Raw genomic sequence first — 26,478 nt, forward strand, 5'->3', positions numbered from 1 at the left:
CCGCAGCCGCCCTACGCCGATGCGGTACGGACGGCCTCCGGCCGCTCCCGGCGTCCTCCTCCGGACCGGCGGCCGGGAGGTGCCCCCACGCGCAGCCGCTGGCTGATCACCTGTGAGATGCCGTCGCCCTTCATGGTCACGCCGTAGAGGGCGTCCGCGGACTCCATGGTCAGCTTCTGGTGGGTGATCACGATCAGCTGGGAGCTCTCCCGCAGCTCCTCCATGATCCCGACCAGCCGGCGCAGGTTGGTCTCGTCGAGCGCCGCCTCCACCTCGTCCATCACGTAGAACGGGCTGGGCCTGGCCTTGAAGATCGCCACCAGCAGTGCCACCGCGGTCAGCGAGCGCTCGCCGCCGGACAGCAGCGACAGCCGCTTGACCTTCTTGCCCGGCGGGCGGGCCTCCACCTCGACGCCGGTGGTGAGCATGTGGTCGGGGTCGGTCAGCACCAGCCGCCCCTCGCCGCCGGGGAACAGCCGGGCGAAGACGCCCTCGAACTGGGCGGCGGTGTCGTGGTAGGCCGAGGCGAACAGCTGCTCGACCCGCTCGTCCACCTCCCGGACGATGTCCAGCAGGTCGCGCCGGCTGCGCTTGAGGTCGTCCAGTTGCTCCCCGAGGAACTGGTGGCGCTCCTCCAGCGCCGCGAACTCCTCCAGCGCCAGCGGGTTGACCTTGCCCAGTTGCTGGTACGCCTTCTCGGCCGCCCTGAGCCGCTTCTCCTGCTCGGCCCGGTCGTACGGGCGCGGCTCGCCCGGTTCCCCTCCTTCTTCCGGGGTCGACGGCGGGACGGGCTGGTCCGGCCCGTAGGCGGCGAGCAGTTCGCCGCCGTCGATGCCGAACTCCTCCAGCGCCCGGGCCTCCAACTGCTCGATCCGCAGCCGCTTCTCGGCCCGCAGCACCTCGTCCCGGTGGCCGGCGTCGACCAGTTTGTCCAGTTCCTCCTTGAGGCCGCGGCCGTGCTCGCGGTGCGCCCGCAGTTCGGTCTCGCGCTCGGCGCGCGCCTGCTCGACCGCCGCCCGCCCGGCGTCCGCGCGGGACAGCGACACCTCCAGGCAGGCCAGCAGCTGCCGGGCGCCCGCCGCGACGGCGTTCGCCACCCCGGCGTCGTGCTCGGCACGTCGGCGGCGCTCGGCGGCCCGGGCGCGCGTCTCGCGCTCGGCGCGGGCGGCCCGGTCCAGCTGGTCCGCCCGGCCGGCGAGCGCGCGGACCCGCTCCTCGTGGGTGCGCACCGCGAGCCTGGCCTCCAGCTCGGCCTGCCGGGAGCCGGTGGCGGCCTCGGCCAGCCGCTGCTGCTCGGCGGTGTCCGGCTCGGCCTCCCCGGCGTCCTCCGAGTCCTCGGCCGCGGCCAGGCGTTCGGCCAACTCCTCTGCAGTGGCGAGGAGTTCAGCCAGGCCCTGGTCGGCCCGCGCGGCGGCGGCGGACAGCCGCTCGGCCTCGCCGGCGGCGGCCCTGGCCTGCCCGCCGAGGCGGCCGAGCGCGCCCGCGACCTGGGCGCGATCCTTCTCCTGCCGCCGCCGCTGCTCGGCGAGTTGCTCCACGAAGGCGGCCGACTCCCGTCGCTGTTCGGCGAGTTCGGCCAGGTGTACGGCCGACTCGGCGCAACGGAGGGTGAGTTCGGCGATCGCCCGGGCGGCCTCCTCGACCGCCGCCCGGATCTCCAGCAGGCTCGGCACACCGTCCGAGCCGCCCTGCGCGAAGTCGGCGCCGAGCCGGTCCCCGGCGGCGGTGACGGCGGTCAGCCCGGGGTGGTCGGCGACCAGCCGCAGCGCCTCGTCGAGGGTGTCGACGACCGCCACCCGGGCCAGCAGGCCCCGCGCGGCACCGACCAACCCGGCCGGCCCGTCGACGAGTTCGGCGGCCCAGCGGGCTCCGTCCGGCAACTCCCCGACGCCGGCGAGCGGTTCACCGGCACCCTCGATCGGCAGCGCGGCCCGGCCGGCACCCTCGATCAGCAGCGCGGCCCGGCCGGCGTCCTCGATCAGCAGCGCGGCCCGGCCGGCGTCCTCGATCAGCAGCGCGGCCCGGCCGGCGTCCTCGGCGCGCAGCAGCCGCAGCGCCTCGGCGGCGGTGCCGGGCGAGTCGACGGCGACCGCGTCGGCGGCCGCGCCGAGCGCCGCCGCCACCGGCACCTCGTACCCGGGGGCGATCCGCAGCAGCGCGGCCGCGGGGCCGCGCAGTCCGCTCAGCCGCTCCCCCGCGTCGAGCAGGGCGCCGGTGCCGTCCTTGCGGCGCAGTCCGAGGGAGAGCGCCTCGTGCCGCGCGGTGAGCCCGGCCCGTTCGCGCTCGGCGGCGCCGGCCGCCTCCCGGGCGGCGGCGAGGTCGCGTTCGACGGCGGCGAGCCGCTCCCGGGCTTCCTGGTGGGCGGCCTCGGCCTGCTCGTCGTCCCCGGTGGGGCCGCCGACCTGCCGCTGGAGCTCCTCGTACTCGGCCTGGGCGGCCTCGGCCCGCAGCAGCGCCTCGCCGCCGGCCTCGGTCAGCCGGCCGATCTCCGCTTCGGCGGAGGCCGCCTTGGAGCGGGCGGCGGCGGCCTGCCCCTGCAACCGGGCCAGGCCCTCCCGGCGGTCCGCGATGGCCCGGGCGGCGTCCCGCAGGCGACGCTCCTCGGTGGCGAGCCCGCGCTCCAGTTCGCTCCTGCGTTCGACCGCCTCGGCCAGCGCGTACTGCGCCTCCTCCAGCGCCTCGGCCAGCGCGGCCTCGTCCTCGCGGACCCGCGCGGCCTCCCGTTCCAGTTCCTCGGGATCGCGGCCGCGCCGCTCCTCGGCCTGCCCGCCCGCGGCGGCGTGCCGGGCGCGGGCCTCGGCCAACCCGATGGTGCCGCGGGTGCGCTCGGCGAGGGCGGAGAGCCGGTACCAGGTCTGCCGGGCGGCCTCCAGGCTCGGGCCGAGCTGCTGGACCTGCGCCTCCAGCACGGCCTCGCGCTGGACGACACCGGCCAGTTCCTGCTCGACGGTGGTGCGGCGCAGCCGCAGTGCCAGCTCGTCGGCGATCTCGGCCTCGACGGCCTGCCGGAGGGCCAGCAGGTCGTCGGCGAGCAGCCGCAGCCGGGCGTCGCGCAGGTCGGCCTGGATGCCGGCGGCGCGGCGGGCGATCCTGGCCTGCCGGCCGAGCGGTCCGAGCTGGCGGCGCAGTTCTGCCACCAGGTCCTGGACGCGGTTGAGGTTGACCTGCATCGCGTCCAGCTTCCGCAGCGCCTTCTCCTTGCGCTTGCGGTGTTTGAGGACGCCGGCCGCCTCCTCGATGAAGGCGCGGCGGCCCATCGGGTCGGCGTGCAGGACGGAGTCCAGCTGGCCCTGGCCGACGATGACGTGCATCTCGCGGCCGATGCCGGAGTCGGAGAGGAGCTCCTGGATGTCCAGCAGGCGGCAGGTCTCGCCGTTGAGCGCGTACTCGCTGCCGCCGTTGCGGAACATGGTCCGGGTGATGGTCACCTCGGAGTAGTCGATCGGCAGGGCGCCGTCGGCGTTGTCGATGGTGAGGCTGACCTCGGCCCGGCCGAGCGGGGCGCGCCCGCTGGTCCCGGCGAAGATGACGTCCTCCATCTTGCCGCCGCGCAGCGATTTGGCGCCCTGCTCCCCCATCACCCAGGACAGCGCGTCGACGACGTTCGACTTGCCGGAGCCGTTCGGGCCGACCACGCAGGTGATGCCGGGCTCGAAGCGCAGGGTGGTGCTGGAGGCGAAGGACTTGAACCCGCGCAGCGTCAGACTCTTCAGGTGCACGCGGCCGGTCTCCTCGTCGCTCGCCAGGGCCCGGGGCCTGTCGTCAACGGCGACTGTATCCCCGGCGGGCCGTGCGTCCCGGGCCCGGACACGACGAAGGGACGCCACAACCGGGCGTCCCTTGCAAGCTGCGTCCCTTTCGGAGCGGCTCAGTGCACAGCGGCGTCGATCTGCGAGGACCGGGCGGGACTCAGGTGAGAGCCGGCTCCCGCTGATCCAGATCGATGCTGTTGAGCAGCGAGTGCCCGTCAGCGACAGCGGCGAGCGCGTCGTTCTCGGCCTGCATCCGAAGGAGCTCGGATTCAAGGTCCTGGACGCGCTGCTGAAGCCGTCGCATCTCGGAGAGCATTCGCGGGTCGGGGCCGCCGACGTACCCGAGAAGCGCCTTTGCCATGATGAATGGTCCTCCACGCTGAGTGACCGAACCGGAACGGTACAGGTCTAGGGGGAAGGGGGACGCACGCGCGGCGCGTCACCGGTAGTGCTGGCTGGGCACTTACGGCACAACCATCGTGAGCTGGGCTCACGAGGGCAGACGCCTGCCGGGAAAACGCGGTCGTGTGCGCGGGTTTCCAGCGTCTCACCAAAGACGGAAAGGGTCAACACGATCACCGCACGCTACCGCGACCCTGTCACCTGCCTGGCGGTGTCGTCACGCCTGGGGGCCTCGGGCCGGGTCCACCAGCTGCTCGTGGATCATCGTTCGATGCGGAGTCAACCACGAGTCTGCCCGAATGGCAACCGCATGACACCGGCAGTTGCCGATCAGTTCCGGCCCGCGCGGGTGTGGCCGGGCTCAACGGATCTCGAAGCCCTCGTAGCCGGGGCCCACGGCCGTCCAGATCTCGGTGACGCCGCTGACCTCGCCCGGGGTGCCCGGGCCGCGCAGCAGGTCCAGCAGCAGTTCGCAGTCGGCGGCCAGTCCCTCGGCGACCACCTGCACCCGGCCGTCCCCGAGGTTGCTCGCGTAGCCGGTCAGGCCGGTCTCCAGCGCCCGTGCCCTGGTCCACCAGCGGAACCCGACCTGCTGGACCTTCCCCCGGACCCAGGCGGTCACCCGGACCGGTTCCTCACTGTGGGCGTCGCGACCGTGCATGCCCCGAGCCTAAGGCGTGTCCGGCGGTCACAGCTCCACGGGGCCGTCGACCACGCGGAGCGGCCCCGCCGGAGGAAGTCCGGCGGGGCCGCAGGGGTGTCGCGGTGGGGCTCAGCGGGTCACCAGTCGCCGCCGCCGAAGTCGCCGCCGCCACCGAAGTCCCCGCCACCGAAGCCGCCGCCGTCGCCGAAGCCACCGCTGAAGTCGGAGGAGTTGAAGTCGGCGCCGGTGAAGTCGCCGCCCTCGTGCTGGTCCTGGTAGCCCTGGTCCATCATCGGCGCCGCGGCGTAGGCCGGGCTGCTGATCATCGAGCCGAGCATGGTGCCGACCAGCAGGCCCGGCAGCAGGCCGCCGCCGAATCCGCCGAAGTAGCCGCCCGCCCAGGGGGCGTAGGCCGGGCCGGCGTTCCAGTACGGCTGCGGGCCGTGCTCGGTCTCGACGGTGCGGATGGCCGGGTCGAGGCCGGCGGCCAGCCGGTCCGCGTCGGACCGGCAGACCGGGACGGTGCGGGCGGCGCCGTCGGCCGGGGCCCAGTCGACGTCCTTGACCGAGGGGCCGTGGCGCGGGTCGAAGAAGCACGGGGGACGGCGCTCGGGCACCGGGCGCTTCTCCCGCCGGGCGGCCAGGGTGGCCAGCGCGAACCGGCCGTCCTCCAGCGCCTCGGTGACCGGCTTGACGTCGTCCGGCCGCTTGGCCTCGTCCATCAGCCGCTTGGCCTTCTCGTACGAGTCCAGGGCGTGGGTGTAGTCGGTGCGCTGGGTGTCGTCGGCGTCGGTCGCGGCCGGGTTGAAGTCGAGCCGGTCCAGTTCCTCGCCGAAGGCGGTGATGTCCTCGTCGACCACCCGGCGCAGCTGCTCCAGCTCGGCCCGGGCCTGCTCCTCCTTGCGCGCCTTGGCGCGGCGGAAGAGGAGGAAGACGCCGGCACCGGCCAGCGCGAGCAGCACGACCGGGATGACCGCCCAGGCGATCGAGGTGCTGTGGTTCACCCCGGTGCCCTTGGCCTGCGGGGCGGCGCTGTCGACGAACTCGTTCAGGGTGGCGTCGATGTCGCCGTTGTGGGAGCGGAAGGCGGCGCCGGCGATCCGCTCGGCGCTGCCCTTCGCCATCGCGCCGAGGTCGGCCTTGGCCGCGAACTGGTCACCGCGCCAGACCGCGTAGGCGCCGTCGATGCCGACCTTGGTGCGCAGGTCGTTGAAGACGGTCCGCTCGCCGTAGGGGGCGCTGGCCGGGACGACCGCGACGAAGATCGGCTTGTCGGCCTTCTTGATCTTCTCGGTCAGGGCGTCGGCCTGGCTCTGGCTGAATCGGCTGGTCATCGCCGGGTCGACGTAGACCCGACCCTGCTTCAGGGTGGAGGCCGCGTCGTCCAGCCCGCCCGCGGCCGAGGCCGTTGGTGCGAGCAGGAGCAGCAGCCCCAGCAGCGCCGCCACCAGGGCAAGCGGCCCGGCGCCCCGGGAACGTCGTGCAAGGGTTCTCATGCCCTCGACGCTACCCTGACGGGCGTCAAGGCACGGCATACCCTTCGCATACTGGTAGTGACAAGATTCCCCGCCGACCGCCGGGGCCGCGCCCCTCCTCGGGGATGATGTTTCCCCCACTCGCCCCTGATGCGGGCGGTGCGCGGGAACCGCGGCCGGCGCCCGGACGTACGTCCCGGCGGGCCCAGGGTGTTCCGGGCGGTGCGCCGACCGTACCGCGCGGACGGGCATAGTGGTCCCGGACCACTGGTCCCATTACCTGTTCTTGACCCATCTCCCGATCGGAGCACCCGGTGATCATCGGCCTCGTCACCGCCGTGGCGGCATCCGCCTGCTACGGCACCGGCTCAGTCCTCCAGGCCGTCGGATCCCGCCGCTCCGCGCGCGAGGAGGCCGCCAAGGGCGCCTCCGGCGCCACCACCGAGCACGGCGGGCCGAGCCTGTCCTCCACCGCGAAGGCTGCCGTCACCTGGGAGTTCATCGTCGGCACGGTGCTCGACCTGATCGGCTTCGGGCTGGGCGCGCTGGCCGCGCGGCTGCTGCCGCTGTTCCTCTCGCAGACCATCATCAGCGCCAACCTGGTGATCACCGCGGTGCTGAGCATCAAGCTGCTCGGCATCCGGCTCAAGCAGTTGGAGTGGGCCTCGATCGGCGTGCTCTGCTCGGCGCTGGTGCTGCTGGCCGTCTCGGCGGGCCCGGAGGGCGGCCACCACGCGTCGATGGCCTTCCACTGGGGCCTGCTGCTGGTCACCACCGTGCTGCTGGTCGGCGGCGGCCTGCTGGTGCGGCGGATGGGCTCCAAGGGCGCGATCGTCGCCGGTCTGCTCTCCGGCCTGGGCTTCGGCGCGCTGGGCGTCGGCGTGCGCATCCTGAACGGCATCGACCCGTTCGACCTCGCCAAGCTGCTCTCCGACCCGGCGCTGTACGCGATCCTGGTCGGCGGCATCGGCGGCATGTACGTGCACACCGTGGCGCTGCAGATCGGCTCGGTGAACGGCGCGACGGCAGCGCTGGTGGTCGGAGAGACGGTGCTGCCCGGCGCGATCGGCGTGCTCTGGCTCGGCGACTCCTCCAAGTCCGGCCTGGGCTGGCTCGGCGTGGTCGGCTTCCTGCTCGCGGTGGTGTCCGCGGTCGGGGTCGCCTACTTCGGCCAGGACACCCACGGCTCCCCCGGCGAGGCGGCGGCCGACCAGCCGGAACTCGCCAAGCACTGAGCTCCCCGGCCCCCGCTCCCTGCCCCTGCTGTCAGCCCCCGCTGCGGACCCGCGGCACCCGCTGGCAGCGGGGGCAGAAGTAGCTGGAGCGGTTCATCCAGGCGGCCCGCCGGATCGGGGTGCCGCAGCGGCGGCAGGGCTCGTGCTCGCGGCCGTACGCATCGAGGTCGCGGGAGAAGTAGCCGCTCTCGCCGTTCACGTTGACGTACAGGCTGTCGAAGCTGGTGCCGCCGACGGCGAGCGCCGCCGTCATCACCTCGCGGGCGTTCGCCAGCAGTTCGGCGGCCTGCGGGCGGGTGAGCGTCGCGGTCGGGCGGTCGTAGTGCAGCCGGGAGCGCCAGAGCGCCTCGTCGGCGTAGATGTTGCCGACCCCGCTGATCAGCGTCTGGTCGAGCAGCGCCCGCTTCACGGTGGTGCGCTTGGCCCGCAGCGCGGCCGCGAAGGCGACGTCGTCGAAGCGCGGGTCGAGCGGGTCGCGGGCGATGTGCGCGATGGAGAGCGGCGTGCCCTCCGGGTCGCCGTCCTCGGCCTCCTCGACCGCGAGGCCGCCGAAGGTCCGCTGGTCGACGAAGCGCAGTTCGCGCCCGCCGTCGGCGAACCGCAGCCGCACCCGCAGGTGCGTCTCGTCGGGTACGGACGGGTCCTGGACGAGGAGTTGGCCGCTCATGCCGAGGTGGCCGATCAGCGAGAAGCCCGCGCCGGACCCCGCCAGCGGCACCCACAGGTACTTGCCGCGTCGCTGCGCGGTGCCGAGGGTGGTGCCGGTCAGCCGGGCGGTGAAGTCGGCGGCGCCGGCGGGCTGGCGGCGCACCGCGCGCGGGTGCAGCACCTGGACGTCGGCGACGGTCCGCCCGGCGACCCAGTTCGCCAGACCGCGGCGGACGACCTCGACCTCGGGAAGTTCGGGCACGGGAACAGGCCTCCTGCGGAAGGGATCAGCAGGAGGAAGGCTACTGCTCCCTCACGCCCCGGCGGGCAGCCGGTCGGCGTACTTCTCCTTGATCGCCCGCCAGGCGCTCTCGGCGGCCTTCTGCTCGGCCTCCTTCTTCGAACGGCCGACGCCGCTGCCGAAGTCCTCGCCGGCCACCCGGGCCGCCGCGGTGAAGGTCTTCTCGTGGTCCGGACCGGACTCCATGACCACGTACTCGGGCACCCCGATGCCCACCGAGGCGGTGAGCTCCTGGAGGCTGGTCTTCCAGTCCAGGCCTGCGCCCAGCTGGGAGGACTCCTCGATCAGCGGGTCGAACAGCCGGTGGACGAACTCGGTGGCCGCGTCCAGACCCTGGTCCAGGTAGACGGCTCCGATCACGGCCTCGACCGTGTCGGCGAGGATCGACGACTTGTCGCGGCCGCCGGTGCCCTCCTCGCCCTTGCCGAGCCGGATGAACGTGCCGAGTTCCAGGCCCCGGCCGACGTCCGCGAGCGCGCGGGAGTTCACCACCGCGGCGCGCAGCTTGGCGAGCGTGCCCTCCGGCACGTCCGGGTGGACGCGGTAGAGGGTGTCGGTCACCACGAGGCCCAGCACCGAGTCGCCGAGGAACTCCAGGCGCTCGTTGGTGGGCAGGCCCCCGTTCTCGTACGCGTACGAGCGGTGGGTCAGGGCACGCACCAGAAGGGCGCGCTCGAGTGTGTACCCGAGGCGCCCTTCCAGGACGTCGTATTCGGTCGAAGCCGGCCCACCGGCCCTGCCACCGCCCAAAGAGGAACCCTTCGGGGCGGAGGACGCCTTGCGGGTGGAGTTACCGTCCGACATCGATCCGTGCACCCCGCCGATCAGACCGAGAGGACCTGGCGACGGTTGTACGTGCCGCAGCTCGGGCACGCGATGTGACCCAGCTTCGGCTCGTGGCAGCGGTCGCACGCCACGAGGGCCGGAACAACGGCCTTCCAGTTGGACCGACGGTGGCGCGTGTTGCTGCGCGACATCTTCCGCTTCGGAACAGCCACGGCTACTTCTCCTGGTTCTCGGCGAGACCCTCACGGGTGTCGCTGTTCTTGATCCCGTCACCCTCGTCGCCGGGGGCGGCGGAGAGTCCCTGCAGAGCCGCCCACCGGGGGTCGGCGGCGTCGTGGTGGTGCGTCGGGTCGTCGCTCAGGCGCGCTCCGCATTCGGAGCACAGGCCCAGGCAGTCTTCCTGGCACACCGGCTGCAGCGGCAGTGCGAGCACCACCGCGTCACGCAGCACCGGCTGGAGGTCGAAGAAGTCGCCCTCCAGACGGTAAGTATCTTCTTCCGAGTCCTCGTCGAGGTCCTCGGCCCCGGCGGTCCGGGCGCGGTGACGCTCGTCGGACTCCGGGTAGTAGTACAGCTCCTGGAAGTCGACGTCGAGGTCGTCCTCGACGGGCTCCAGGCACCGGGCGCACTCGCCCTCGACCTGGGCCTCGGCGGTGCCGGTGACCAGCACGCCCTCGACCACGGACTCCAGGCGGAGCTCCAGCCGGAGCTCGCTCTTCTCGGGGACGCCGATCACGTCGATGATCCCCAGGCCCGCGGGGGCCTCCAGAGTGCGGGACACCTTGCGCAGCGAGCCCGGGCGACGTCCCAGCTCGTGCGTGTCGAACACGAGGGGGTCGCGGTGGTCGAGGCGGTTCAAGGTGTCCTGACTTCCATGGGGAATCTTCGATCGCGGTGCCTCCGCACCAGCGGTGCGCGGGCAAGCCGACAGTCCGACACGAAAAGGCCGGAGTGGTCAGCCTACCGGAGTCTCCCGCCAGGCCCAACTTCGCTCCCGTCAGGAGCTCGCGCCGGGCCCGAGCGGAGCCGGCTCAGCGGCCGCCCAGCTCCCGGAGCCGGGTCATGTCGATCATGCTGGTGTCGAAGAAGCTGGTCTCGTCCAGGCCCGGCTGCTGCTGCTGTTGCGGCACGGCAGGCGGGGCGGCGGGCTGCTGCGGGTAGGTGTAGGCGTCGTACTGCTGCGCGCCGTAACCCGGCTGCTGCTGGTGCGGATAGCCGTAGTCCCCGTGCTGCTGCTGGGCCGCGTAGTCCGGCTGCTGCTGCGGGTAGCCGTCCGCGGTGCCCTGCTGCTGGTGCCCCCACTGGGCACCGTACGGGTCGCCCTGGCCGGCCGGGTCGTAGCCGCCGGCGTACACCTCGGCGTACTGCCCCTGCTGCTGCCCGCCCTGCTGCTGGGCGGCCGCGTACTGGTCGACGCCGGGGGCCTGCCAGCCCGCCGCGGCCGGGGTCTGCTCCGGCCAGGTCTGCTGCTGCGGGACGTCCTCGCGGTACCAGGCGATGTCGTCGCCGTTGGCGTCGCCGTCGGTGGCGAAGCCGGCGGCCACCGCCTCGGCCCGCTCCTTGGCCTGCTGCGCCTCGTCGGCGGCGGCCAGGTAGGCGCCCAGCTCGTCGATCGGCCGCTTGCCGAGCAGCTTGTCGCGGCCCTTGCCGACGGCCTCCAGGGTGGCGCTGAGGACGTTCTCCAGCGTGGCGAGCTTCACATCGACGTACTCGTCGACCTCGGGGCTGGGGGTGATCCGCTGCGGCTGGAACTCCTCGCCGTCCGTCTCGCCGTCGAAGTCGGTCTCGAAGACGCTGGAGTCACCGCGCAGCTTGGTCCGGCCACGGCCGACGGCGCCGAGCGTCTTGGTCAGCACGACCTCGAAGTTGGCGAGCTTGCTGTCCACGTAGTCGTCGGCCTCGGCGCGCTTGGCCTCGACCTCGCCACGGGCCTCGGCGAGGATCCGGTCGGCCTCGGCCTGGGCCCGGCGGACCACCTCGGTGTCCGAGATCAGCGAGCCGCGCTCGGCGTGTGCACCCTGGATGATCCGGTCGGCCTCGGCCTGGGCCCCGGCCACCACCTGCTCGTGGTCGGCCATCATCGACTGGGCCTGGGCGAGTTCGGCGGGCAGCTCCGCCTTGAGGGCGTTGAGCAGGCCGACCAGCTCGGCCCGGTTCACCACGCAGGAGGCCGACATCGGCATCGAGCGGGCGTTCTCGACCGCCGCGACGATCTCGTCGACCTTGTTCTGCACGTCCACGGGGCTTCGTCTTTCCGTGTGCCGCCGACGGTCCGGCGGAGGCAGGCCCGACGCGGTGAACCTCACCGCAGGGGCAGGAATACAGACTGTACGGCCACCGCGCGGCGAGGTCACAACGCCCGAGCCGAACCGGTCGACCGGGCACCGGACAAGTCATGACGAACCGGCAGAAACGGACGGCCGCCCCGCAGCCACCGCCGCTCCCGCCTACTGCTGGGCCTTGCGCTCCGCGATCCGCTCGACCAGCCGCCGGTGCACCGTCTCCGGCAGCAGGTGGGAGACGTCCCCGCCGTACGAGGCGACCTCCTTGACCAGCGTCGAGGAGAGGAAGCTGTACGTCGGGGAGGTCGGCACGAACAGCGTCTCCACCCCGGACAGGCCGTGGTTCATCTGGGCCATCTGCAACTCGTAGTCGAAGTCGCTGACCGCGCGCAGGCCCTTGATGATCGCGGGGATCCCGCGCTCCCGGCAGAAGTCCACCAGCAGGCCGTGGTACGACTCGACCACCACGTTCCCGAAGTCCGCGGTGACCTCCTCGATCAGGCCGATCCGCTCCTCGACGCTGAACATGCCCTGCTTGTTGCGGTTGATCAGGACCGTGATGTGCACGACGTCGTACAGCTTCGAGGCCCGCCCGATGATGTCGAGATGACCGTTGGTGATCGGGTCGAACGAACCGGGACAGACGGCGCGGCGCATGGCGTGGGTGCTCCCTCGGGGGGTGACGGCTGCTGCGGGCCTCGGCCCGCTACTCGTGCTGGCTGGTCTCGGCGGCGGCGCGACCGTACCAGAGCGTGCCCTCGCCGTAGCGGCGCGAGCGCAGCACCTCGAAGCCCTCGGGCCAGCCGAACTCGCCGCCACGGGTGCTGCGCTCCACGGTGACGAGTGCGTCCTCCGCGAGCCAGCCCCCGGCCAGGAGTGTGATCAGCATCTCGCGCAGCTCGTCGTCCGTCACGGCGTACGGCGGGTCGAGGAAGACCAGGTCGTACGGGGTCTGCGGGGGCGGGCCCGCGAGCACCTGCTCGGCCCTGGTGGCCTTCACCTCCACGCCGGGCAGGCCGATCGTGCGGACGTTCTCCCGGATCACCCGGGCCGCCTGGCCGTCCGCCTCGACCAGCAGGACGTGCTCGGCGCCGCGCGACAGCGCCTCCAGGCCGACCGCGCCCGATCCGCCGAACAGGTCGAGCATCCGGGCCCCGTGCAGGGTGCCGCGCAGCGCCTCCAGGGTGGAGAACATCGCCTCACGGGCCTTGTCGGAGGTCGGGCGGGTGCCCCGGCCTGGCGGTACGGCCAGCCGGCGGCCGCCGGCCAGCCCGGCGATCACGCGGGTCATGGTGGGGAAAGGTCCTTTCGTCGCTGCCCGACCACGCTATACGGGTCGAGGCCCCACCGACGGATCGGTGGGGCCTCGGGGTCACGGCTCAGCTCGCCTTTCAGCTCGCCTCGGAGCCCGCCGGCGGGACCGGGGCGGCCGCGCCGAGCAGCGCCGGCGAGGCGTAGCGGGACCAGGACAGGCAGCCGTCGGGCGGGCAGAACTCGGGGCGGCGCGGGTCGTGCCCGAGCTCGCGCAGCTTGGTGCGGACGGAGTCGGGGGTGCGGCCGAAGCGGGCGGCGATCCGGGCGATGGTCTCGCCGTCGTGGAAGCGCCGGACCAGCTCCTCCTCGTGCTGCGGGACCCAGGGGGCGCCGTGGCCGGGGTACAGCTCGCGCAGCACGTCGCGGTCGGGGATGGGCTCGGAGACGTCGGCGACGATCGCCAGCGCCCGCAGCGCGCGGTTGAGCGCGATCCGCAGCGAGGCGACGTCCTCGACCGGCAGGCGGAGCTTGCCCGAGGCGAGCGGCTGGGCGGCCGCCCCCTCGCGCCAGCCGGTCAGGGTGAGGGTGACCTCGCGGTCGTCGTCGCTGGCGAGTTCGATCCGAAAGACCTTGTCGCCCAGCGGGAGCTCGTTGAGATGACGGAATGCCATGGCAGGACCCCCAAATGTCGTGCCAGGTACGCACCTTGGGGGTGCGCCCTGAACACCTTCATTCTCTCGCGGGGGTCTGACAATTCCGGGGCCGGCGGCGGCCGCTCAGCCCTTCTCCATGTAGGCCGCGCGGTCCTCGTCGAGCAGGCTCTCCAGCGCGGTGCGCAGCTCCGGGTGGGCGGCCAGCTCGCGGTCCTCGGCGACCAGCCGGGTGGCCTCCGTCCGGGCGGTGAGGATGACCTCCTCGTCCTCCAGCACCGAGAGCACCTTGAGCGAGGACTTCACCCCGGACTGCGCCTGGCCCAGCACGTCGCCCTCGCGGCGCTGTTCGAGGTCGATCCGGGACAGCTCGAAGCCGTCCAGGGTGCCGGCCACCGCGTCCAGCCGGGCCCGGGCGGCGCTGCCCGCGGGCATGTCGCTGACCAGCAGGCACAGGCCCGCGGCGCTGCCGCGGCCGACCCGGCCGCGCAACTGGTGGAGCTGGGAGACGCCGAAGCGGTCGGCGTCCATGATGACCATCGCGGTCGAGTTGGGGACGTTGACGCCGACCTCGATGACGGTGGTGGCGACCAGCACGTCCACCTCGCCGGCCGTGAACCGGCGCATCACCTCGTCCTTGGCCTCCGGGGCCAGCCGGCCGTGCAGGATCTCCACCCGCAGGCCCTGCAACGGCCCCCCGACCAGCTTCCCGGCGGTCTCCACCACCGAGAGCGGGGGCCGCCGTTCGTCGCTCCCGGCACCGGCGTCGGCGACGTCCTCCAGGTCCTCCTCGGCCGCCTTCCGCTTCTTCTTCGGCTCGGCGGCGGGCTCCTCGTCCCCGATCCGGGGGCAGACCACGTACGCCTGGTGGCCCTTGGCGACCTCCTCGCGCACGCGCTCCCAGGCCCGGGTGAGGAAGTTGGGCTTCTCCAGCGCGGGGACGACGTGGGTGGAGATCGGCGAGCGGCCGGCCGGCAGCTGGTCGAGGACGGAGGTCTCCAAGTCCCCGAAGACGGTCATCGCGACGGTGCGCGGGATCGGGGTGGCGGTCATCACCAGCAGGTGCGGCGGCTGTTCGCCCTTGGCGCGCAGGGCGTCCCGCTGTTCGACGCCGAAGCGGTGCTGCTCGTCGACCACGACCAGGCCGAGGTCCTGGAACTGGACCTTGTCCTCGATCAGCGCGTGGGTGCCGATGGCGATGCCCGCGTCGCCGCAGGCCATGTCGAGCAGCGCCTGGCGGCGGGCCGGGACGCCCATGGAGCCGGTCAGCAGCACCACCCGGGTGCCGAGGTCGGAGCCGCCGAGCATGCCGCCCTCCGCCAGGTCGCCCATCATCTCGACGATCGAGCGGTGGTGCTGCTGGGCCAGCACCTCGGTGGGCGCGAGCAGCACCGCCTGGCCGTCCGCGTCGACCACGGCGAGCATGGCGCGCAGCGCGACCAGGGTCTTGCCGGAGCCGACCTCGCCCTGGAGCAGCCGGTGCATCGGGTGCTCGCTCGCGAGGTCGGCGGCGATCTCGGCGGACACCTTCTGCTGGCCCTCGGTGAGGGTGAACGGCAGCCGGGCGTCGAAGGCGTCCAGCAGGCCGCCCGCGCGGGCCCGGCGCGGGACGGCGGGCAGTGCGGACTCGGCGGCCCGGCGCTGGGCCAGGGCGACCTGGAGGACGAAGGCCTCGTCCCAGCGCAGCCGGCTCTGGGCGAGCTCGCGGTCGGCCTGGCCGCGCGGGCGGTGGATCAGCTCCAGCGCCTCGGGCAGCGGGATCAGCCCGTGCCGCTCGCGCAGTTCGGCGGGCAGTGGCTCGCCGACGTCGCCCAGGTGCTTGGTGAGGGCCGTCTCGATGCAGATCGACAGCTTCCAGCTGGGCATCTGCGCGCTGGCGCCGTAGACCGGGATGAGCCGGCCGGCGAACTGCCGGGCGGCGTCCGACCCGGCCTCCTCGTCGAGCAGCTGGTAGTCCGGCGAGACCAGCTGACGGCTGCGGTTGAAGACGCCGACCTTGCCCGCGAACAGGCCCTGGGCGCCGGACTTGAGCTCCTTCTGCCGCCAGCCCTGGTTGAAGAAGACCAGCGAGAGCCGGCTGCGGCCGTCGGTGACGACGACCTCCAGCCGGTCGCCCTTGCGGCCGCGGAACGGGATCAGGGTGACCTTCTCGATCCGGGCCAGCACGGTGACGTGCTCGTCGATCTCCAGCTCGTCCAGGCTGGTGAGCTGGCCGCGTTCGACGTAGCGGCGCGGATAGTGGTGCAGCAGGTCCCCGACCGTGCGCAGCTTGAGGCTGTCGGCGAGCACCTTCGCGGTGCGGTCGCCGACGAGTTTGGTCAGTGGTTCATCGAGAGCGCCCATCAGGCCCCTGTCTACACCACGGGGCCGACATTCCGGGCCCCACGGCGTGCCCTACTCCACCCCGATGAGCAGCGGCGCGGACTCCTGGCCGCCGTGGAAGACCACCGCGTCGACCTCGGGCCGCCGGTGCCGGGCGTGCGCCACCAGGCAGTCGGCGAGCGCCTCGTCGGCGCCCTCGCCGAGGACCAGGGTGACGAGTTCGCCGCCCGCGCCGAGCATCCGGTCCAGCACGCTCGCCCCGACCTCGGCCAGCCCGGTGCCGATCACCGCGACGTCGCCGTCGATCAGGCCGAGCACGTCCCCGGCCTGGCAGACCCCGGCCATCGTCCAGGACTCCCCCTCGGCCACGGCGAGTTCGGCGTACCGGGTGGCGCCGGCCGCGGAGGTCATGGCGACCACGTCCTCGTCGAAGCGGCGGCCGCCCTCGTGCACCGCGAGCGCCGCCAGGCCCTGCACCGGCGAGCGGGTCGGCAGCACGGCGATCCGCACGCCCTCCTCGCGCAGCTGGTCGGCGGCGGCCCCGGCCGCGGCGCGCAGTTCGGGGTCGTTGAGCAGCAGGACGACCTCGCGGGCGGCCGAGCGGCGCACGGCGGCGGCGAGTTCGGCACTGGCCGGCGGGCGGTCCGGGTCGGCGTGCAGGGCGACGGCGCCGGCCTGCTCGCACAGCTCGGCCAGCCCCCCGCCGGACACCACGCAGAGCACCGCGCGGGCCCGTTCCCGGCGTTCGCCGCGCTCGGCGGCGCTGCCGGCCCGGGCGGCGGCCTCGGCGAAGTGCGTGATCCGGATCTGGTGCGGCCGTCCGGCCTCGACCCCGGCCTCGACGGCGGCGCCCGCGTCGTCCACGTGGACGTGCACGTTCCACAGGCCGTCGCCGCCGCCGACCACCAGGGAGTCGCCGAGCGCGCCGAGCCGCTCGCGCAGCGCGGGCAGGGCCTCGTCGGGCGCGTCGAGCAGGTAGATCACCTCGAACGCGGGGTGGCCGGGGCCCGGCGGCCTCAGGTGCACCGCACAGCTCTCGACCGCCCGGACGTCCCCGCGCAGTGCGACCGGGCCCATCGGCTGCTGCCCGGCGACGGCGTCGGCGAGCGCGCCGAGCACGGCGACCAGGCCGCGCCCGCCGGCGTCCACGACCCCGTTCTCGGCCAGCACGGCGAGCTGTTCGGGGGTGTGCCGCAGTGCGTCCCGGGCGGCCCGGTAGGCGGTGTCGGCGACCTGCGCGAGCCCGTCCCCGGCCCGGACGGCCTCCCGGGCCGCGACCCGGGCGACGGTCAGCAGGGTGCCCTCGACGGGCTCCGCGACGGCCTGGTAGGCGGAGTCGGCGGCCCGTTGCAGGGCGGCCCGCAGCTGGTCGGCGCCGCCGCCCTCGGCGAGCGTCTCGGCGGTGCCGCGCAGCCACTGGGCGAGGATCACCCCGGAGTTGCCGCGGGCGCCGACCAGCGCGCCGCGGGCCATCGCCCGTGCGGTGTCGGCCAGGCCGGGGGCCGGGTCGGCGGCGGGGTCGGCGAAGCGGCTCTCCACCTCGGCGGCGGCGGACTCGACGGTCAGGTAGAGGTTGGTGCCGGTGTCGCCGTCCGGGACGGGATAGACGTTGAGCGCGTCGATCTCCTCGCGGGCCTGGCCGAGCGCACGCAGGGCGAGCTGGCACCAGGTGCGCACGGCCGGGGCGTCGAGCGTGTGCAGCACCAGGTCTCCTCCGGGTGGGACGCCGCGACGGCCTGCGGGGCAGCAGCACGGCCAAGGCCGCGGCGAGGGGTGATACCGGCAGGTTATCGGGGGCCGGGGAGGGTCGCCCGGACCGGCGACCGGAGCGATCACCCTGCCGGACATGGTAGTTTCGTTGAACCGGAACAGGCGTTGTATGCTCTTCCGGTTGCCTGGAACAATCCAGGCTCACCCCTCGGTCCGGTCAGGTTCACGCGAGTGCTCCGCTGGTCCAGCGGGGTTGTCGAACGTAAATGATCTGAAGTCTTGGAGTGACTCCTGTGGCTGCCAACTGCGACGTCTGCGGCAAGGGGCCGGGCTTCGGCAACAGCATCTCCCACTCGCACCGCCGTACCCCCCGTCGTTGGAACCCCAACATTCAGACGGTGCGCGCTGTGATTGGGCGGACGCCGAAGCGGCTCAACGTCTGCACCTCGTGCATCAAGGCCGGTAAGGTCTCGCGCTGACGCGCAGACCGGCATGCCGGTCCTCCAGTGAAGCCGGTTCATCCTCGGATGAACCGGCTTCACTGTTTTTCCTGCCGCGCTTTCCGGCCGCCGTTTTCCCGCCGCTGTTGTCCCACCGCACCCGTGTTTCCCGCCACACCCGTGGTGGTGGGCGGGCCCGGGGGCCCGCCCACCGGCCGGGTCAGCGCCAGCGCCAGGCGTGGTCGACCGGGCCGATCCCGGCGCCGAGCGCGAAGCCGCCGGCGATCGCGCCGGTGATGTACGCCTTGGCCGAGCCGACCGCCTCCGGCAGCGACTCGCCCTTGGCCAGCCCGGCCGCGATCGCGCTGGCCAGGGTGCACCCGGTGCCGTGGGTGTGCCGGTTGTCGTAGCGCGGCGCCCGGTACCAGTGCACCTCGCCGGGCCCGCCGTAGAGCAGGTCCGCGGCCTCGCCCTCCAGGTGGCCGCCCTTGACCAGCGCCCAGCGCGGCCCGAGGTCGAGCAACGCCTTGGCGGCGTCCAGCATCTGCCCCTCGCCCTCGACGGTCCGGCCGGTGAGCTGGGTCACTTCGTGCAGGTTGGGGGTGGCCAGGGTGGCGACCGGCAGCAGCCGCTCGCGGACGGTGGCGACGGCCTCGGCGGCCAGCAGGGCGTCCCCGTGCTTGGAGACGCCGACCGGGTCGACGACCACCGGGGCGTCCACCCCGGCCAGCAGTTCGGAGACGGTCTCGACCAGTTCGATCGAGGCGAGCATGCCGGTCTTCACGGCCTGCACCCCGATGTCGTCGACCACACTGCGGAACTGCGCCCGGACGGCCTCGGCGGGCAGCTCCCAGTAGCCCTGGACGCCGAGCGAGTTCTGCGCGGTGACGGCGGTGATCACGCTCATGCCGTGGACGCCGAGGGCGAGCATCGCCTTGAGGTCGGCCTGGATGCCGGCGCCACCGCCGGAGTCGGAGCCGGCGACGGTGAGCACGCGGGGAGGGGCAGTCGAAACCATGAGGTCAACCTACCTGCGCGCGTTCAGAGCACGGCCTCGGACTCCACCCAGCGGTCCTCCGGCACCGTCTTCAGCCGGGTCACCGCGTCGGCGATCGGCACCAGCTCGATCCCGGTCCGGCGCAGCGCGGTGAAGTGGCCGAACGCGCCCTGGTGGACGGCCTCGACGGCGTGCCAGCCGAAGCGGGTGGCGAGCACGCGGTCCCGGGCGGTCGGGGTGCCGCCGCGCTGGGTGTGCCCGAGGATGACCGGGCGGGCCTCCTTGCCGAGCAGGTTCTCCAGTTCGTGGGCGAGCCGGTTGCCGATCCCGCCGAAGGTCCGGTGGCCGTACTGGTCGACCTCGCCGTGGTCGAAGCGCATGGTGCCGGGCATCGGGGCGGCGCCCTCCGCGACGGCGATGATGGCGAACTTCTTGCCGCGGTCGAAGCGGTCGTCGACCATCCGGGCCACCGCCTCGATGTCGAAGGGCTTCTCCGGGATGAGGATGCCGTGCGCGCCGCCGGCCATGCCCGCGGTGAGGGTGATCCAGCCGGTGTGACGACCCATCAACTCGACGACCATGACGCGCTGGTGGGATTCCGCGGTGGTCTTGAGCCGGTCGATCGCCTCGGTCGCGACGTGCACCGCGGTGTCGAAGCCGAAGGTGGCGTCGGTGGCGTTGATGTCGTTGTCGATGGTCTTGGGCACCCCGACGACCGGCAGTCCGGCGTCGCTGAACAGCCTGGCGGCGGTCAGCGTGCCCTCGCCGCCGATCGCGATGAGCGCGTCGATGCCGATGTCCCGGGCCAGCGTCTTCGCGTTCTCCACCGCCCAGGAGATCCGCTCGCGCTGCACCCGGGCGGAGCCCAGGACGGTGCCGCCGAGGGTGAGCAGGCCGGTGACGTCGTCGTGCGAGACCGGCCGGGTGCGGCCTTCGATCAGGCCGAGGAAGCCGTCCAGGATGCCGACGATCTCGTCGCCGTGCACGTCCGTGCCCCGGTGCACGACGGAGCGGATCACCGCGTTGAGGCCGGGGCAGTCGCCGCCGCTGGTCAGTACACCGATACGCATGACTGGGTGCGCTCCCGCTCGCAGTGGTTCAGACCACCCACACCAGACGGCGGGCGGGCTCGGTTGTCGCCAGCCTACGCAAAACGGACCCGCGAAGCCCGTGCGCCGCGAGTGCGGGGGTCACGCGCCGCCCGCCGCGCGCCGGTGTCCGGGGGTCACCCGCCGTGTGCCGTACGACAATCGGCGCGGCCGCCCGTCACTCGGCGAAGTGGTCCCAGCCGCCGACCCGGTCCCAGGGCGCGCCGTCCACCGTCACCCGGCCGCTGCGGCTGCCCCGGGGGCGGCCGGTCACCTCGCCCACCACCCGCCAGCGGGCCGGGAGTTGGACCCCGCGCGGGAAGGTCGCCACGATCGCGTGGTCCTCGCCGCCGGACAGCACCCAGACCAACGGGTCCACCCCGACCGCCTGTCCGATGTCGGCCATCTGCGCCGGGACGTCGAAGTCGGCGGCCTTCAGGTCGATGTCCACCGCGCTGGCCCGGGCCACGTGGCCGAGGTCGGCGACCAGTCCGTCGCTCACGTCGATCATCGAGGTCGCGCCCAACTCGGCGCCGGCCGGGCCCGCGTGGTACGGCGGCTCGGGCCGGCGGTGCGCCTCGACGAAGGCGCGGGGGGAGCGGAAGCCGCGTTGCAGCACGGTGAGTCCGGCGGCCGACCAGCCGAGCCAGCCGGTCACCGCGACCACGTCGCCGACCTGCGCACCGGCGCGCGTCACCGGGGCGCGCCCCTGGAGGTCGCCGAGCGCCGTGATGGCCAGCGTGACGGTGTCGCCGCGCACCACGTCGCCGCCGACCACCGTCGCCCCGGCCACCTGGCACTCGTCGCGCAGCCCGTCCATCAGCTCGGTGGCCCAGGTGGTGGGCAGGTCGGCGGGGGCGACCAGGCCGAGCAGTATCGCGGTGGGCACCGCTCCCATGGCGGCCACGTCGGCGAGGTTCTGGGCGGCGGCCTTGCGGCCCACGTCGTAGGCGGTGGACCAGTCCCGGCGGAAGTGCCGGTTCTCGATCAGGACGTCCGTGGTGGCCACCACCCGGCCGTCCGGGGCCTTCACCACCGCGGCGTCGTCACCGGGGCCGAGGTCGACCGCGTCGGTGAGCGGCACCCGGGCGGTCAGCTCCCTGATGAGACCGAACTCGCCGAGCTCGCCCACGGTCCCCTGCATCTGCCGTCCTCTCGCATGTCCATACTGAACTCGTCCCCGTCGCGCCCCCGCGCGCAGCGTACGCCCTTCCGGGGTGTCGGGGTCTCCCCTCCCCGGCCCACCGCGCGGTAGCGTGGTGATCAGACTGCCGGTGAGCCCGTTCCCACCCCGACGACCGTCCGGGCGCTCACGGCGGCGATCCCCGTAACCGGCCGCCGGAGGTCCCCGTGGTACAGGCATACATCCTGATCCAGACCGAGGTCGGCAAGGCCACCGCCGTGGCCCAGTCGATCTCCGAGATTCCCGGCGTCCTCCAGGCCGAGGACGTCACCGGCCCGTACGACGTCATCGTCCGGGCCGAGGCCGACACCGTGGACGACCTGGGCCGCCTCGTGGTGGCCAAGATCCAGCAGGTGGAGGGCATCACCCGCACCCTCACCTGTCCGGTGGTGCACCTGTAAGGCCCGGCTACCATCGGCGGGTGGCCAGAGAACTCCGAATCCCCCGGGCCCTGACGGTACTGCCGGCGCCCGTCCGCTGGCTGGCCCTGCCGCTCGCCCTGACCTGCACGGTCGTCGTGCTGCTCGGCAGTTGGGGCTCCGCCGACGAATCGGTGGCGGCCCCCCGGCCGGGCGGCAAGGCGGCCGGGTACTGCCGCGCGCTGGCCGCGGCCCTGCCGCAGGAGCTGCTCGGCCACGCCCGCAAGAACCCGTCGCCCGCCTCTCCGTACGTGGCCGCGTGGGACACCACACCCCGGACGGTGCTGCGCTGCGGGATCGACCGCCCGGACGAGCTGAACGGCCCGCACGCCGCGGACATGTCGCCGACGGTCGACGACCTCACGTGGTGGTCGCAGAAGCTGGACGACGGCGGCTACCGCTTCGTCGCGACCATGCGTGCGGCATACGTCGAGGTGACCTCCCCGGCCGGCGTCTACGCCAGCCCGCTGGACCCGGCCGCCGCCCTCACCGGCGCGGTGAAGGCCACCATCCCGGGCTGAGCCCGCGAGGGCGCCGAGAGGGCGGGCCGGGAGCTTCCCGGCCCGCCCTCCGTCGTCCGCGCGCGGCTACCGCAGGCCGGTCGAGCGGCGCAGCGCCGCCTGGAGCAGCCGGTCGATCAGCTCCGGGTAGGACAGCCCGGTGGCCTCCCACATCTTCGGGTAGGCCGAGATCGGGGTGAAGCCGGGCATGGTGTTGATCTCGTTGACCATCCAGGTGCCGTCCTCCAGCAGGAAGAAGTCCACCCGGGCCAGGCCCTCGCAGCCGAGCGCGTCGAACGCGGCCACCGCCTGGCGGCGGATCTCGGCGGTCTGCCCGTCGTCGAGCTTCGCCGGGATCTGCACCTCGGACGAGTCGATGTACTTGGCCTCGAAGTCGTAGAAGTCGAAGCCGTCGCCGACCAGCACCTCGGCCGGGAGGCTGGCCTTCGGGCCGTCCTCGGTCTCCAGCACGCCGCACTCGATCTCGCGGCCGCTCACGCCGGCCTCGATGATCAGCTTGGGGTCGTGCCGGCGGGCCTCCTCGATCGCGGCGTCGAGGTCGGTGAGGTCCTTGACCTTGGTGATGCCCATGCTGGAACCGGCCCGGCAGGGCTTCACGAACAGCGGCAGGCCGAGTTCGGCGGCCCGCTCGCGCACCGCGGCGCGGCCGGCCTCGCTCTCCCAGTCGCGCGGCCGCACGATGGTGTACCGGCCGACGCCCAGGCCGTGCGAGGCCAGGATCCGCTTGGTGAACTCCTTGTCCATGCCGACCGCGCTGGAGAGCACGCCGTTGCCGACGTAGGGCACGCCGGACAGCTCCAGCAGGCCTTGCAGGGTGCCGTCCTCGCCCCAGGGGCCGTGCAGCAGCGGGAACACCACGTCGACCTCGCCGAGGGCCTTGGGGGTGCTGCCCGGCTCGCTCAGGACGACCTCCCGGTCGCCCGGGGCGATCGGCAGCGCGACCTGCCCGTCCACGGACTCGGCGACGCCCGTGACGTCCGGCATCCGGCCGTCGGTGATGGCCATCCGGGCGGGCTCGTCGCTGACCAGCGCCCAGCGGCCCTCGGGGGTGATCCCGATCGGGAGCACCTCGTACTTCTCGCGGTCGATCGCCTTGAGCACGCTGCCGGCGGTGACCACCGAGACGCCGTGCTCGGAGCTGCGTCCGCCGAAGACCAGCGCGACGCGCGGCTTCGCAGCGGACGGGTTCGGGGAGGACTGTTCGATGCTCATATCGGGTTTGAGACTACCGTGCGAAGGGTTTCCGGGGCGTCAGCCGCCCCCGGCCACCGCCCCGGACCACCGCCGCGCCGCTCAGCGCCGCTCGGCCTTCGCCGAACGGGACATCAGGGCCTGCAGCGCCTCCTGGGTGGGCCGCCCGTTGTGCACGACGTCCACCACCGCCTCGACGATCGGCATGTCGACGCCGTTGCGCCGGGCCAGGTCGAGCACCGACTCGCAGGACTTGACGCCCTCCGCGGTCTGCCGGGTCGCCGCGATGGTCTCCGCGAGCGACATGCCCCGGCCCAGGTTCATGCCGAAGGTGTTGTTGCGCGACAGCGGCGAGGAGCAGGTGGCGACCAGGTCGCCCATCCCGGCGAGCCCGGCGAAGGTGTGCGGGTCGGCGCCGAGCACCTCGCCGAGCCGGGTGGTCTCGGCCAGCCCGCGGGTGATCAGCGTCGCCTTGGTGTTGTCGCCGAGCCCCATGCCGGCCGCCATGCCGACCGCCAGGCCGATCACGTTCTTGACCGCGCCGCCGAGCTCGCAGCCCAGCACGTCGGTGTTGGTGTACGGGCGGAAGTACGGCGTGTGGCAGGCCGCCTGGAGCCGCTTGGCGACCGCCTCGTCCGCACAGGCGACGACGCTGGCGGCGGGCTGCCGGTTGGCGATCTCCCGGGCCAGGTTGGGCCCGCTGACCACTGCGACGCGCTCCGGGCCGACCTTGGTGACCTCGTCGATCACCTCGCTCATCCGCTTGGCGGTGCCGAGTTCGATGCCCTTCATCAGGCTCACCAGCACGGTCTGCGGCTCGATCAGCGGCGTCCAGGCGGCCAGGTTGTCGCGCAGCGTCTGCGAGGGCACCACCAGGACGGCGAAGTCGGCGCCGGCCAGCGCCTCGGCGGCGTCGGTGGTGGCCCGGACGGAGCCCGGCAGCGGCACGCCCGGCAGGTAGTCCGGGTTCTCGTGCGTGGTGTTGATGGCGTCGACGAGTTCCTGGCGGCGGGCCCACAGGACGACGTCACTGCCCGCGTCGGCCAGCACCATCGCGAAGGCGGTGCCCCACGAGCCCGTCCCCATCACTGCGCAGCGGGTCACCGGCCGCCCTCCTCGTCGTCGTTTCCGCCCTTGGCGCGCCGGCGTTCGGCGGCGGCCGCGGCGGCGCGGTTCCGGGCGGCCTTGCGCATGTCGTAGCGCTCGGCCGGCGGCTCCTCGCCGCGGACGTCGGCCAGCACGGCGGTGATCGCCGTCATGATGTCCTCGGTGGCGTCGCCCAGCACCTGGGCGGTGAGCTCCTGGCCCCGGTACTTGCTCAGGTCCACCGCAGGTCCCGCCGCCACGGTGACCCGGTGGCGCGGGAAGAGGTTGAACTTGCCCTTCCCGAAGCCCGGCCGGCCGTACGGCGGGATGATCTCGTGCGCTCCCCAGTGCGCGACCGGGATGACCGGCGCGCCGGTCATCAGCGCGACCCGGGCGACGCCGCTCTTGCCGGTCATCGGCCACAGGTCCGGGTCCCGGGTGAGCGTGCCCTCCGGGTAGAACTGCACGCACTGGCCGCCGTTGACGGCGTCGATAGCGGCCCGGAAAGCCTGCGCGGCATCGGTGGACTCGCGGAACACCGGAATCTGGCCGGTCTTGCGCAGCATGAATCCGATGAAGGGAATCGAGAACAGCGAGGACTTGCCGAGAATGCGCGGCGGACGGCCGCTGTTGTACTGCCAGTGCGCGTAGATCACCGGGTCGATGATCGAATTGTGGTTCACCGCGGCGATGAAGCCGCCTTCCTTCGGAAGGTGCTCCCAGCCCCGCCAGTCGGGCTTCACCAGCGCGGTCGTCACCGGCTTCACCAGCACGGCCGCGAAGCGGTACCAGATGCCGTAGTCGGCGTTGCCGAACTTGGCGTACGAGCGGCGGGCCACCCCAGGTCCTCCTCATCCGAAGCGGCACGTGGGGTGCCGCGGTCATAACCTCCCGGTGCCGCGCACCGGTACGGGACCGGTGCCCGGATCACGGGTGCGGAACAGTCTCGCCCGGCTGCTCACCGGCTGTCGAGCGACCGCACCAACCCGCCCGGCAGGCGTGATCAAACGCACGTCCGCACAGATCGGACGGCCTGGCGAGGGCTCCGGGACCGGCGTCACAATGACGCCGATGACCCAGGACACCGTACGCCCCAACGGGCCCGTCGCGCCCCCCGCACCCACCACCGACTGGTCGCTGGTGCTGCCGCTCAAGCCGCTCGCCCTCGCGAAGAGCCGACTGGCCCCGTACGCCGGGCCGCACCGGGCGGACCTCGCGCTGTCCTTCGCGCTCGACACCGCCACCGCCGCACTGGCCACCCCGGGCGTCGCCCGGGTCCTGGTGGTCACCCGGGACGCGGCGGCCGGCGCCCGGCTGGCGGCGCTGGGCGCGGTGGTGGTCGCCGACGAACCCGGCGAGGGCCTCAACGAGGCGCTGGTGCACGGCGCGGCGGCCGCCCTGGCACTCGCCCCGCGCTCGCCGCTGGCCGCCCTCTCGGCGGACCTGCCGGCCCTGCGCCCGGTCGAACTGGCCCGGGTGCTGGGCGCGGTGCCACCGGACGGCCGGGCCTTCCTGCCGGACTCCCCCGGCCTCGGCACCACGCTGCTCGCCTGCACCCCCGGCCGCCCGCTCTCCCCCGCCTTCGGGGACGGCTCACGGGCCCGGCACGCGGCCGGCGGAGCACTCGAACTGCGCCTGGCGGACGTGGAGTCGGTGCGCCGGGACGTCGACACCGGCGCGGACCTCGGCGAGGCCGCGGTGCTCGGCCTCGGCCCGTACACCAGCAGTCTGTTCGCCCGGCTGGCACGGGCCTGACCGGCGTCCCGCGGGACGCCGCCCGGCCGGTCGGGGCCGCTCGCTATGCTGCTGCCATGCAGGCCACCGCGTTCACCTTCGACCCCGCCACCCGGGCCGGCTCCGTGCTGCTCGACGACGGGACCCCGGTGCCGTTCGACGCGGCCGCCTTCGACGCCGGCGGTCTGCGGCTGCTGCGGCCGGGCCAGCGGGTGCGGATCCGCACCGAGGGCGCCGGCGAGGCCCGCCGGGTGGTCTTCGTGACGCTGCAGACCTTCCCCGACCCCGCCGCGGGCTGACCGCCCTCCGCTGGCCGTCCCCCCGCTGCTCCTCCCCCGCCGTCCGGCACGTCCGCCTTC

Annotated in this window: 26 protein-coding genes; 6 read left to right on the forward strand and 20 right to left on the reverse strand. The window is 73.5% G+C overall.

Annotated features, from left to right (window positions below; translation table 11 throughout):
- Positions 1-11 precede the first annotated feature (11 nt).
- The 4 genes from A6F73_RS11370 to A6F73_RS11385 form a co-directional block, all read right to left on the reverse strand.
- Positions 12-3,719 (reverse strand): AAA family ATPase, encoded by a 3,708-nt coding sequence (locus A6F73_RS11370; protein ID WP_063347688.1) that lies wholly within the window; start codon positions 3,717-3,719, stop codon positions 12-14.
- Positions 3,720-3,909: 190 nt separating this feature from the next.
- The gene (locus tag A6F73_RS11375) at positions 3,910-4,113 is read right to left on the reverse strand and encodes a hypothetical protein (protein WP_063347689.1); all 204 of its coding nucleotides are present in this window, start codon (positions 4,111-4,113) and stop codon (positions 3,910-3,912) included.
- Positions 4,114-4,515: 402 nt separating this feature from the next.
- The gene (locus A6F73_RS11380) at positions 4,516-4,815 is read right to left on the reverse strand and encodes an acylphosphatase (RefSeq protein WP_063347690.1); all 300 of its coding nucleotides are present in this window, start codon (positions 4,813-4,815) and stop codon (positions 4,516-4,518) included.
- 119 nt (positions 4,816-4,934) lie between these two features.
- Positions 4,935-6,293, reverse strand: coding sequence for a hypothetical protein (locus tag A6F73_RS11385; protein WP_063347691.1), 1,359 nt, complete (start codon positions 6,291-6,293; stop codon positions 4,935-4,937).
- Between the two features lie 293 nt (positions 6,294-6,586).
- Here A6F73_RS11385 and A6F73_RS11390 point away from each other — a divergent pair, with 293 nt between their 5' ends.
- The gene (locus A6F73_RS11390) at positions 6,587-7,507 is read left to right on the forward strand and encodes a hypothetical protein (protein ID WP_063347692.1); all 921 of its coding nucleotides are present in this window, start codon (positions 6,587-6,589) and stop codon (positions 7,505-7,507) included.
- A gap of 31 nt (positions 7,508-7,538) precedes the next feature.
- Here A6F73_RS11390 and mutM read toward each other — a convergent pair whose 3' ends face one another.
- The 10 genes from mutM to A6F73_RS11435 all read right to left on the reverse strand — a co-directional run bounded on the left by mutM (position 7,539) and on the right by A6F73_RS11435 (position 17,454).
- Positions 7,539-8,417 carry a bifunctional DNA-formamidopyrimidine glycosylase/DNA-(apurinic or apyrimidinic site) lyase gene (gene mutM / locus A6F73_RS11395; protein WP_063347693.1) on the reverse strand — a complete coding sequence of 293 codons (879 nt, stop codon included), beginning with the start codon at positions 8,415-8,417 and terminating at the stop codon, positions 7,539-7,541.
- A gap of 51 nt (positions 8,418-8,468) precedes the next feature.
- The gene (rnc, locus tag A6F73_RS11400) at positions 8,469-9,260 is read right to left on the reverse strand and encodes a ribonuclease III (protein WP_079135603.1); all 792 of its coding nucleotides are present in this window, start codon (positions 9,258-9,260) and stop codon (positions 8,469-8,471) included.
- A gap of 20 nt (positions 9,261-9,280) precedes the next feature.
- Positions 9,281-9,454, reverse strand: a complete 174-nt coding sequence (gene rpmF, locus A6F73_RS39260) for a 50S ribosomal protein L32 (RefSeq protein ID WP_030056747.1) — start codon at positions 9,452-9,454, stop codon at positions 9,281-9,283.
- A gap of 2 nt (positions 9,455-9,456) precedes the next feature.
- Positions 9,457-10,101 carry a DUF177 domain-containing protein gene (locus A6F73_RS11405; protein WP_063347695.1) on the reverse strand — a complete coding sequence of 215 codons (645 nt, stop codon included), beginning with the start codon at positions 10,099-10,101 and terminating at the stop codon, positions 9,457-9,459.
- Between the two features lie 172 nt (positions 10,102-10,273).
- Positions 10,274-11,482 (reverse strand): ATP synthase F0 subunit B, encoded by a 1,209-nt coding sequence (locus A6F73_RS11410; RefSeq protein WP_063347696.1) that lies wholly within the window; start codon positions 11,480-11,482, stop codon positions 10,274-10,276.
- A 207-nt stretch (positions 11,483-11,689) separates the two neighbouring features.
- Positions 11,690-12,181, reverse strand: a complete 492-nt coding sequence (coaD, locus tag A6F73_RS11415; RefSeq protein ID WP_063347697.1) for a pantetheine-phosphate adenylyltransferase — start codon at positions 12,179-12,181, stop codon at positions 11,690-11,692.
- A gap of 49 nt (positions 12,182-12,230) precedes the next feature.
- Entirely contained in the window at positions 12,231-12,815 is a 585-nt protein-coding gene (gene rsmD / locus A6F73_RS11420) for a 16S rRNA (guanine(966)-N(2))-methyltransferase RsmD (protein WP_063347698.1), read from the reverse strand.
- A 100-nt stretch (positions 12,816-12,915) separates the two neighbouring features.
- Positions 12,916-13,449: a hypothetical protein gene (locus A6F73_RS11425; RefSeq protein ID WP_063347699.1), complete on the reverse strand. Its 534-nt coding sequence runs from the start codon at positions 13,447-13,449 to the stop codon at positions 12,916-12,918.
- A gap of 105 nt (positions 13,450-13,554) precedes the next feature.
- Complete coding sequence (gene recG / locus A6F73_RS11430) at positions 13,555-15,771, reverse strand: ATP-dependent DNA helicase RecG (protein WP_063347700.1); 2,217 nt, start codon at positions 15,769-15,771, stop codon at positions 13,555-13,557.
- Between the two features lie 51 nt (positions 15,772-15,822).
- Positions 15,823-17,454 (reverse strand): DAK2 domain-containing protein, encoded by a 1,632-nt coding sequence (locus A6F73_RS11435; RefSeq protein WP_063347701.1) that lies wholly within the window; start codon positions 17,452-17,454, stop codon positions 15,823-15,825.
- A 299-nt stretch (positions 17,455-17,753) separates the two neighbouring features.
- Here A6F73_RS11435 and rpmB point away from each other — a divergent pair, with 299 nt between their 5' ends.
- Positions 17,754-17,939, forward strand: coding sequence for a 50S ribosomal protein L28 (gene rpmB, locus A6F73_RS39265; RefSeq protein ID WP_014138233.1), 186 nt, complete (start codon positions 17,754-17,756; stop codon positions 17,937-17,939).
- Positions 17,940-18,120: 181 nt separating this feature from the next.
- Here the strand turns inward: rpmB and thiD are convergent, their stop codons facing one another.
- From thiD to A6F73_RS11450, 3 genes are all read right to left on the reverse strand, one after another.
- Positions 18,121-18,918, reverse strand: a complete 798-nt coding sequence (gene thiD / locus A6F73_RS11440) for a bifunctional hydroxymethylpyrimidine kinase/phosphomethylpyrimidine kinase (RefSeq protein ID WP_063347702.1) — start codon at positions 18,916-18,918, stop codon at positions 18,121-18,123.
- A 23-nt stretch (positions 18,919-18,941) separates the two neighbouring features.
- On the reverse strand, positions 18,942-19,967 hold the full coding sequence (locus A6F73_RS11445) for a 6-phosphofructokinase (RefSeq protein ID WP_063347703.1): 1,026 nt from the start codon (positions 19,965-19,967) through the stop codon (positions 18,942-18,944).
- A 196-nt stretch (positions 19,968-20,163) separates the two neighbouring features.
- Complete coding sequence (locus tag A6F73_RS11450; RefSeq protein WP_063347704.1) at positions 20,164-21,129, reverse strand: thiamine-phosphate kinase; 966 nt, start codon at positions 21,127-21,129, stop codon at positions 20,164-20,166.
- Positions 21,130-21,335: 206 nt separating this feature from the next.
- Between A6F73_RS11450 and A6F73_RS11455 the strand changes: the two genes are divergently transcribed.
- Complete coding sequence (locus A6F73_RS11455) at positions 21,336-21,569, forward strand: Lrp/AsnC ligand binding domain-containing protein (RefSeq protein WP_063347705.1); 234 nt, start codon at positions 21,336-21,338, stop codon at positions 21,567-21,569.
- A 20-nt stretch (positions 21,570-21,589) separates the two neighbouring features.
- On the forward strand, positions 21,590-22,108 hold the full coding sequence (locus A6F73_RS11460; RefSeq protein WP_159398430.1) for a DUF3515 domain-containing protein: 519 nt from the start codon (positions 21,590-21,592) through the stop codon (positions 22,106-22,108).
- A gap of 66 nt (positions 22,109-22,174) precedes the next feature.
- Here A6F73_RS11460 and A6F73_RS11465 read toward each other — a convergent pair whose 3' ends face one another.
- The 3 genes from A6F73_RS11465 to A6F73_RS11475 all read right to left on the reverse strand — a co-directional run bounded on the left by A6F73_RS11465 (position 22,175) and on the right by A6F73_RS11475 (position 25,224).
- The gene (locus A6F73_RS11465; RefSeq protein ID WP_063347706.1) at positions 22,175-23,320 is read right to left on the reverse strand and encodes a D-alanine--D-alanine ligase family protein; all 1,146 of its coding nucleotides are present in this window, start codon (positions 23,318-23,320) and stop codon (positions 22,175-22,177) included.
- A gap of 81 nt (positions 23,321-23,401) precedes the next feature.
- Positions 23,402-24,385, reverse strand: a complete 984-nt coding sequence (locus A6F73_RS11470) for an NAD(P)H-dependent glycerol-3-phosphate dehydrogenase (protein ID WP_079135606.1) — start codon at positions 24,383-24,385, stop codon at positions 23,402-23,404.
- A gap of 14 nt (positions 24,386-24,399) precedes the next feature.
- On the reverse strand, positions 24,400-25,224 hold the full coding sequence (locus tag A6F73_RS11475; RefSeq protein WP_063347708.1) for a lysophospholipid acyltransferase family protein: 825 nt from the start codon (positions 25,222-25,224) through the stop codon (positions 24,400-24,402).
- 232 nt (positions 25,225-25,456) lie between these two features.
- Here A6F73_RS11475 and cofC point away from each other — a divergent pair, with 232 nt between their 5' ends.
- Both cofC and A6F73_RS42180 read left to right on the forward strand, forming a co-directional pair.
- Entirely contained in the window at positions 25,457-26,140 is a 684-nt protein-coding gene (gene cofC, locus A6F73_RS11480; protein ID WP_063347709.1) for a 2-phospho-L-lactate guanylyltransferase, read from the forward strand.
- 56 nt (positions 26,141-26,196) lie between these two features.
- Positions 26,197-26,418 (forward strand): hypothetical protein, encoded by a 222-nt coding sequence (locus A6F73_RS42180; RefSeq protein ID WP_063347710.1) that lies wholly within the window; start codon positions 26,197-26,199, stop codon positions 26,416-26,418.
- Positions 26,419-26,478: the final 60 nt, after the last annotated feature.

Origin of the sequence: Streptomyces sp. MJM8645, from assembly GCF_001625365.1 — a bacterium.
Classification (GTDB): domain Bacteria; phylum Actinomycetota; class Actinomycetes; order Streptomycetales; family Streptomycetaceae; genus Kitasatospora.

Coding starts and splice junctions, on each gene's coding strand:
- A6F73_RS11380 (WP_063347690.1), bottom strand. CDS start 4,815: ATGCACGGTCGCGACGCCCACAGTGAGGAACCGGTCCGGGTGACCGCC.
- thiD (WP_063347702.1), bottom strand. CDS start 18,918: ATGGTTTCGACTGCCCCTCCCCGCGTGCTCACCGTCGCCGGCTCCGAC.
- rsmD (WP_063347698.1), bottom strand. CDS start 12,815: ATGACCCGCGTGATCGCCGGGCTGGCCGGCGGCCGCCGGCTGGCCGTA.
- A6F73_RS11425 (WP_063347699.1), bottom strand. CDS start 13,449: ATGGCATTCCGTCATCTCAACGAGCTCCCGCTGGGCGACAAGGTCTTT.
- A6F73_RS11470 (WP_079135606.1), bottom strand. CDS start 24,385: ATGGGGACGGGCTCGTGGGGCACCGCCTTCGCGATGGTGCTGGCCGAC.
- rnc (WP_079135603.1), bottom strand. CDS start 9,260: ATGTCGGACGGTAACTCCACCCGCAAGGCGTCCTCCGCCCCGAAGGGT.
- coaD (WP_063347697.1), bottom strand. CDS start 12,181: ATGCGCCGCGCCGTCTGTCCCGGTTCGTTCGACCCGATCACCAACGGT.
- cofC (WP_063347709.1), top strand. CDS start 25,457: ATGACCCAGGACACCGTACGCCCCAACGGGCCCGTCGCGCCCCCCGCA.
- A6F73_RS11445 (WP_063347703.1), bottom strand. CDS start 19,967: ATGCGTATCGGTGTACTGACCAGCGGCGGCGACTGCCCCGGCCTCAAC.
- recG (WP_063347700.1), bottom strand. CDS start 15,771: ATGGGCGCTCTCGATGAACCACTGACCAAACTCGTCGGCGACCGCACC.
- A6F73_RS11375 (WP_063347689.1), bottom strand. CDS start 4,113: ATGGCAAAGGCGCTTCTCGGGTACGTCGGCGGCCCCGACCCGCGAATG.
- A6F73_RS11385 (WP_063347691.1), bottom strand. CDS start 6,293: ATGAGAACCCTTGCACGACGTTCCCGGGGCGCCGGGCCGCTTGCCCTG.
- A6F73_RS11450 (WP_063347704.1), bottom strand. CDS start 21,129: ATGCAGGGGACCGTGGGCGAGCTCGGCGAGTTCGGTCTCATCAGGGAG.
- A6F73_RS42180 (WP_063347710.1), top strand. CDS start 26,197: ATGCAGGCCACCGCGTTCACCTTCGACCCCGCCACCCGGGCCGGCTCC.
- A6F73_RS11465 (WP_063347706.1), bottom strand. CDS start 23,320: ATGAGCATCGAACAGTCCTCCCCGAACCCGTCCGCTGCGAAGCCGCGC.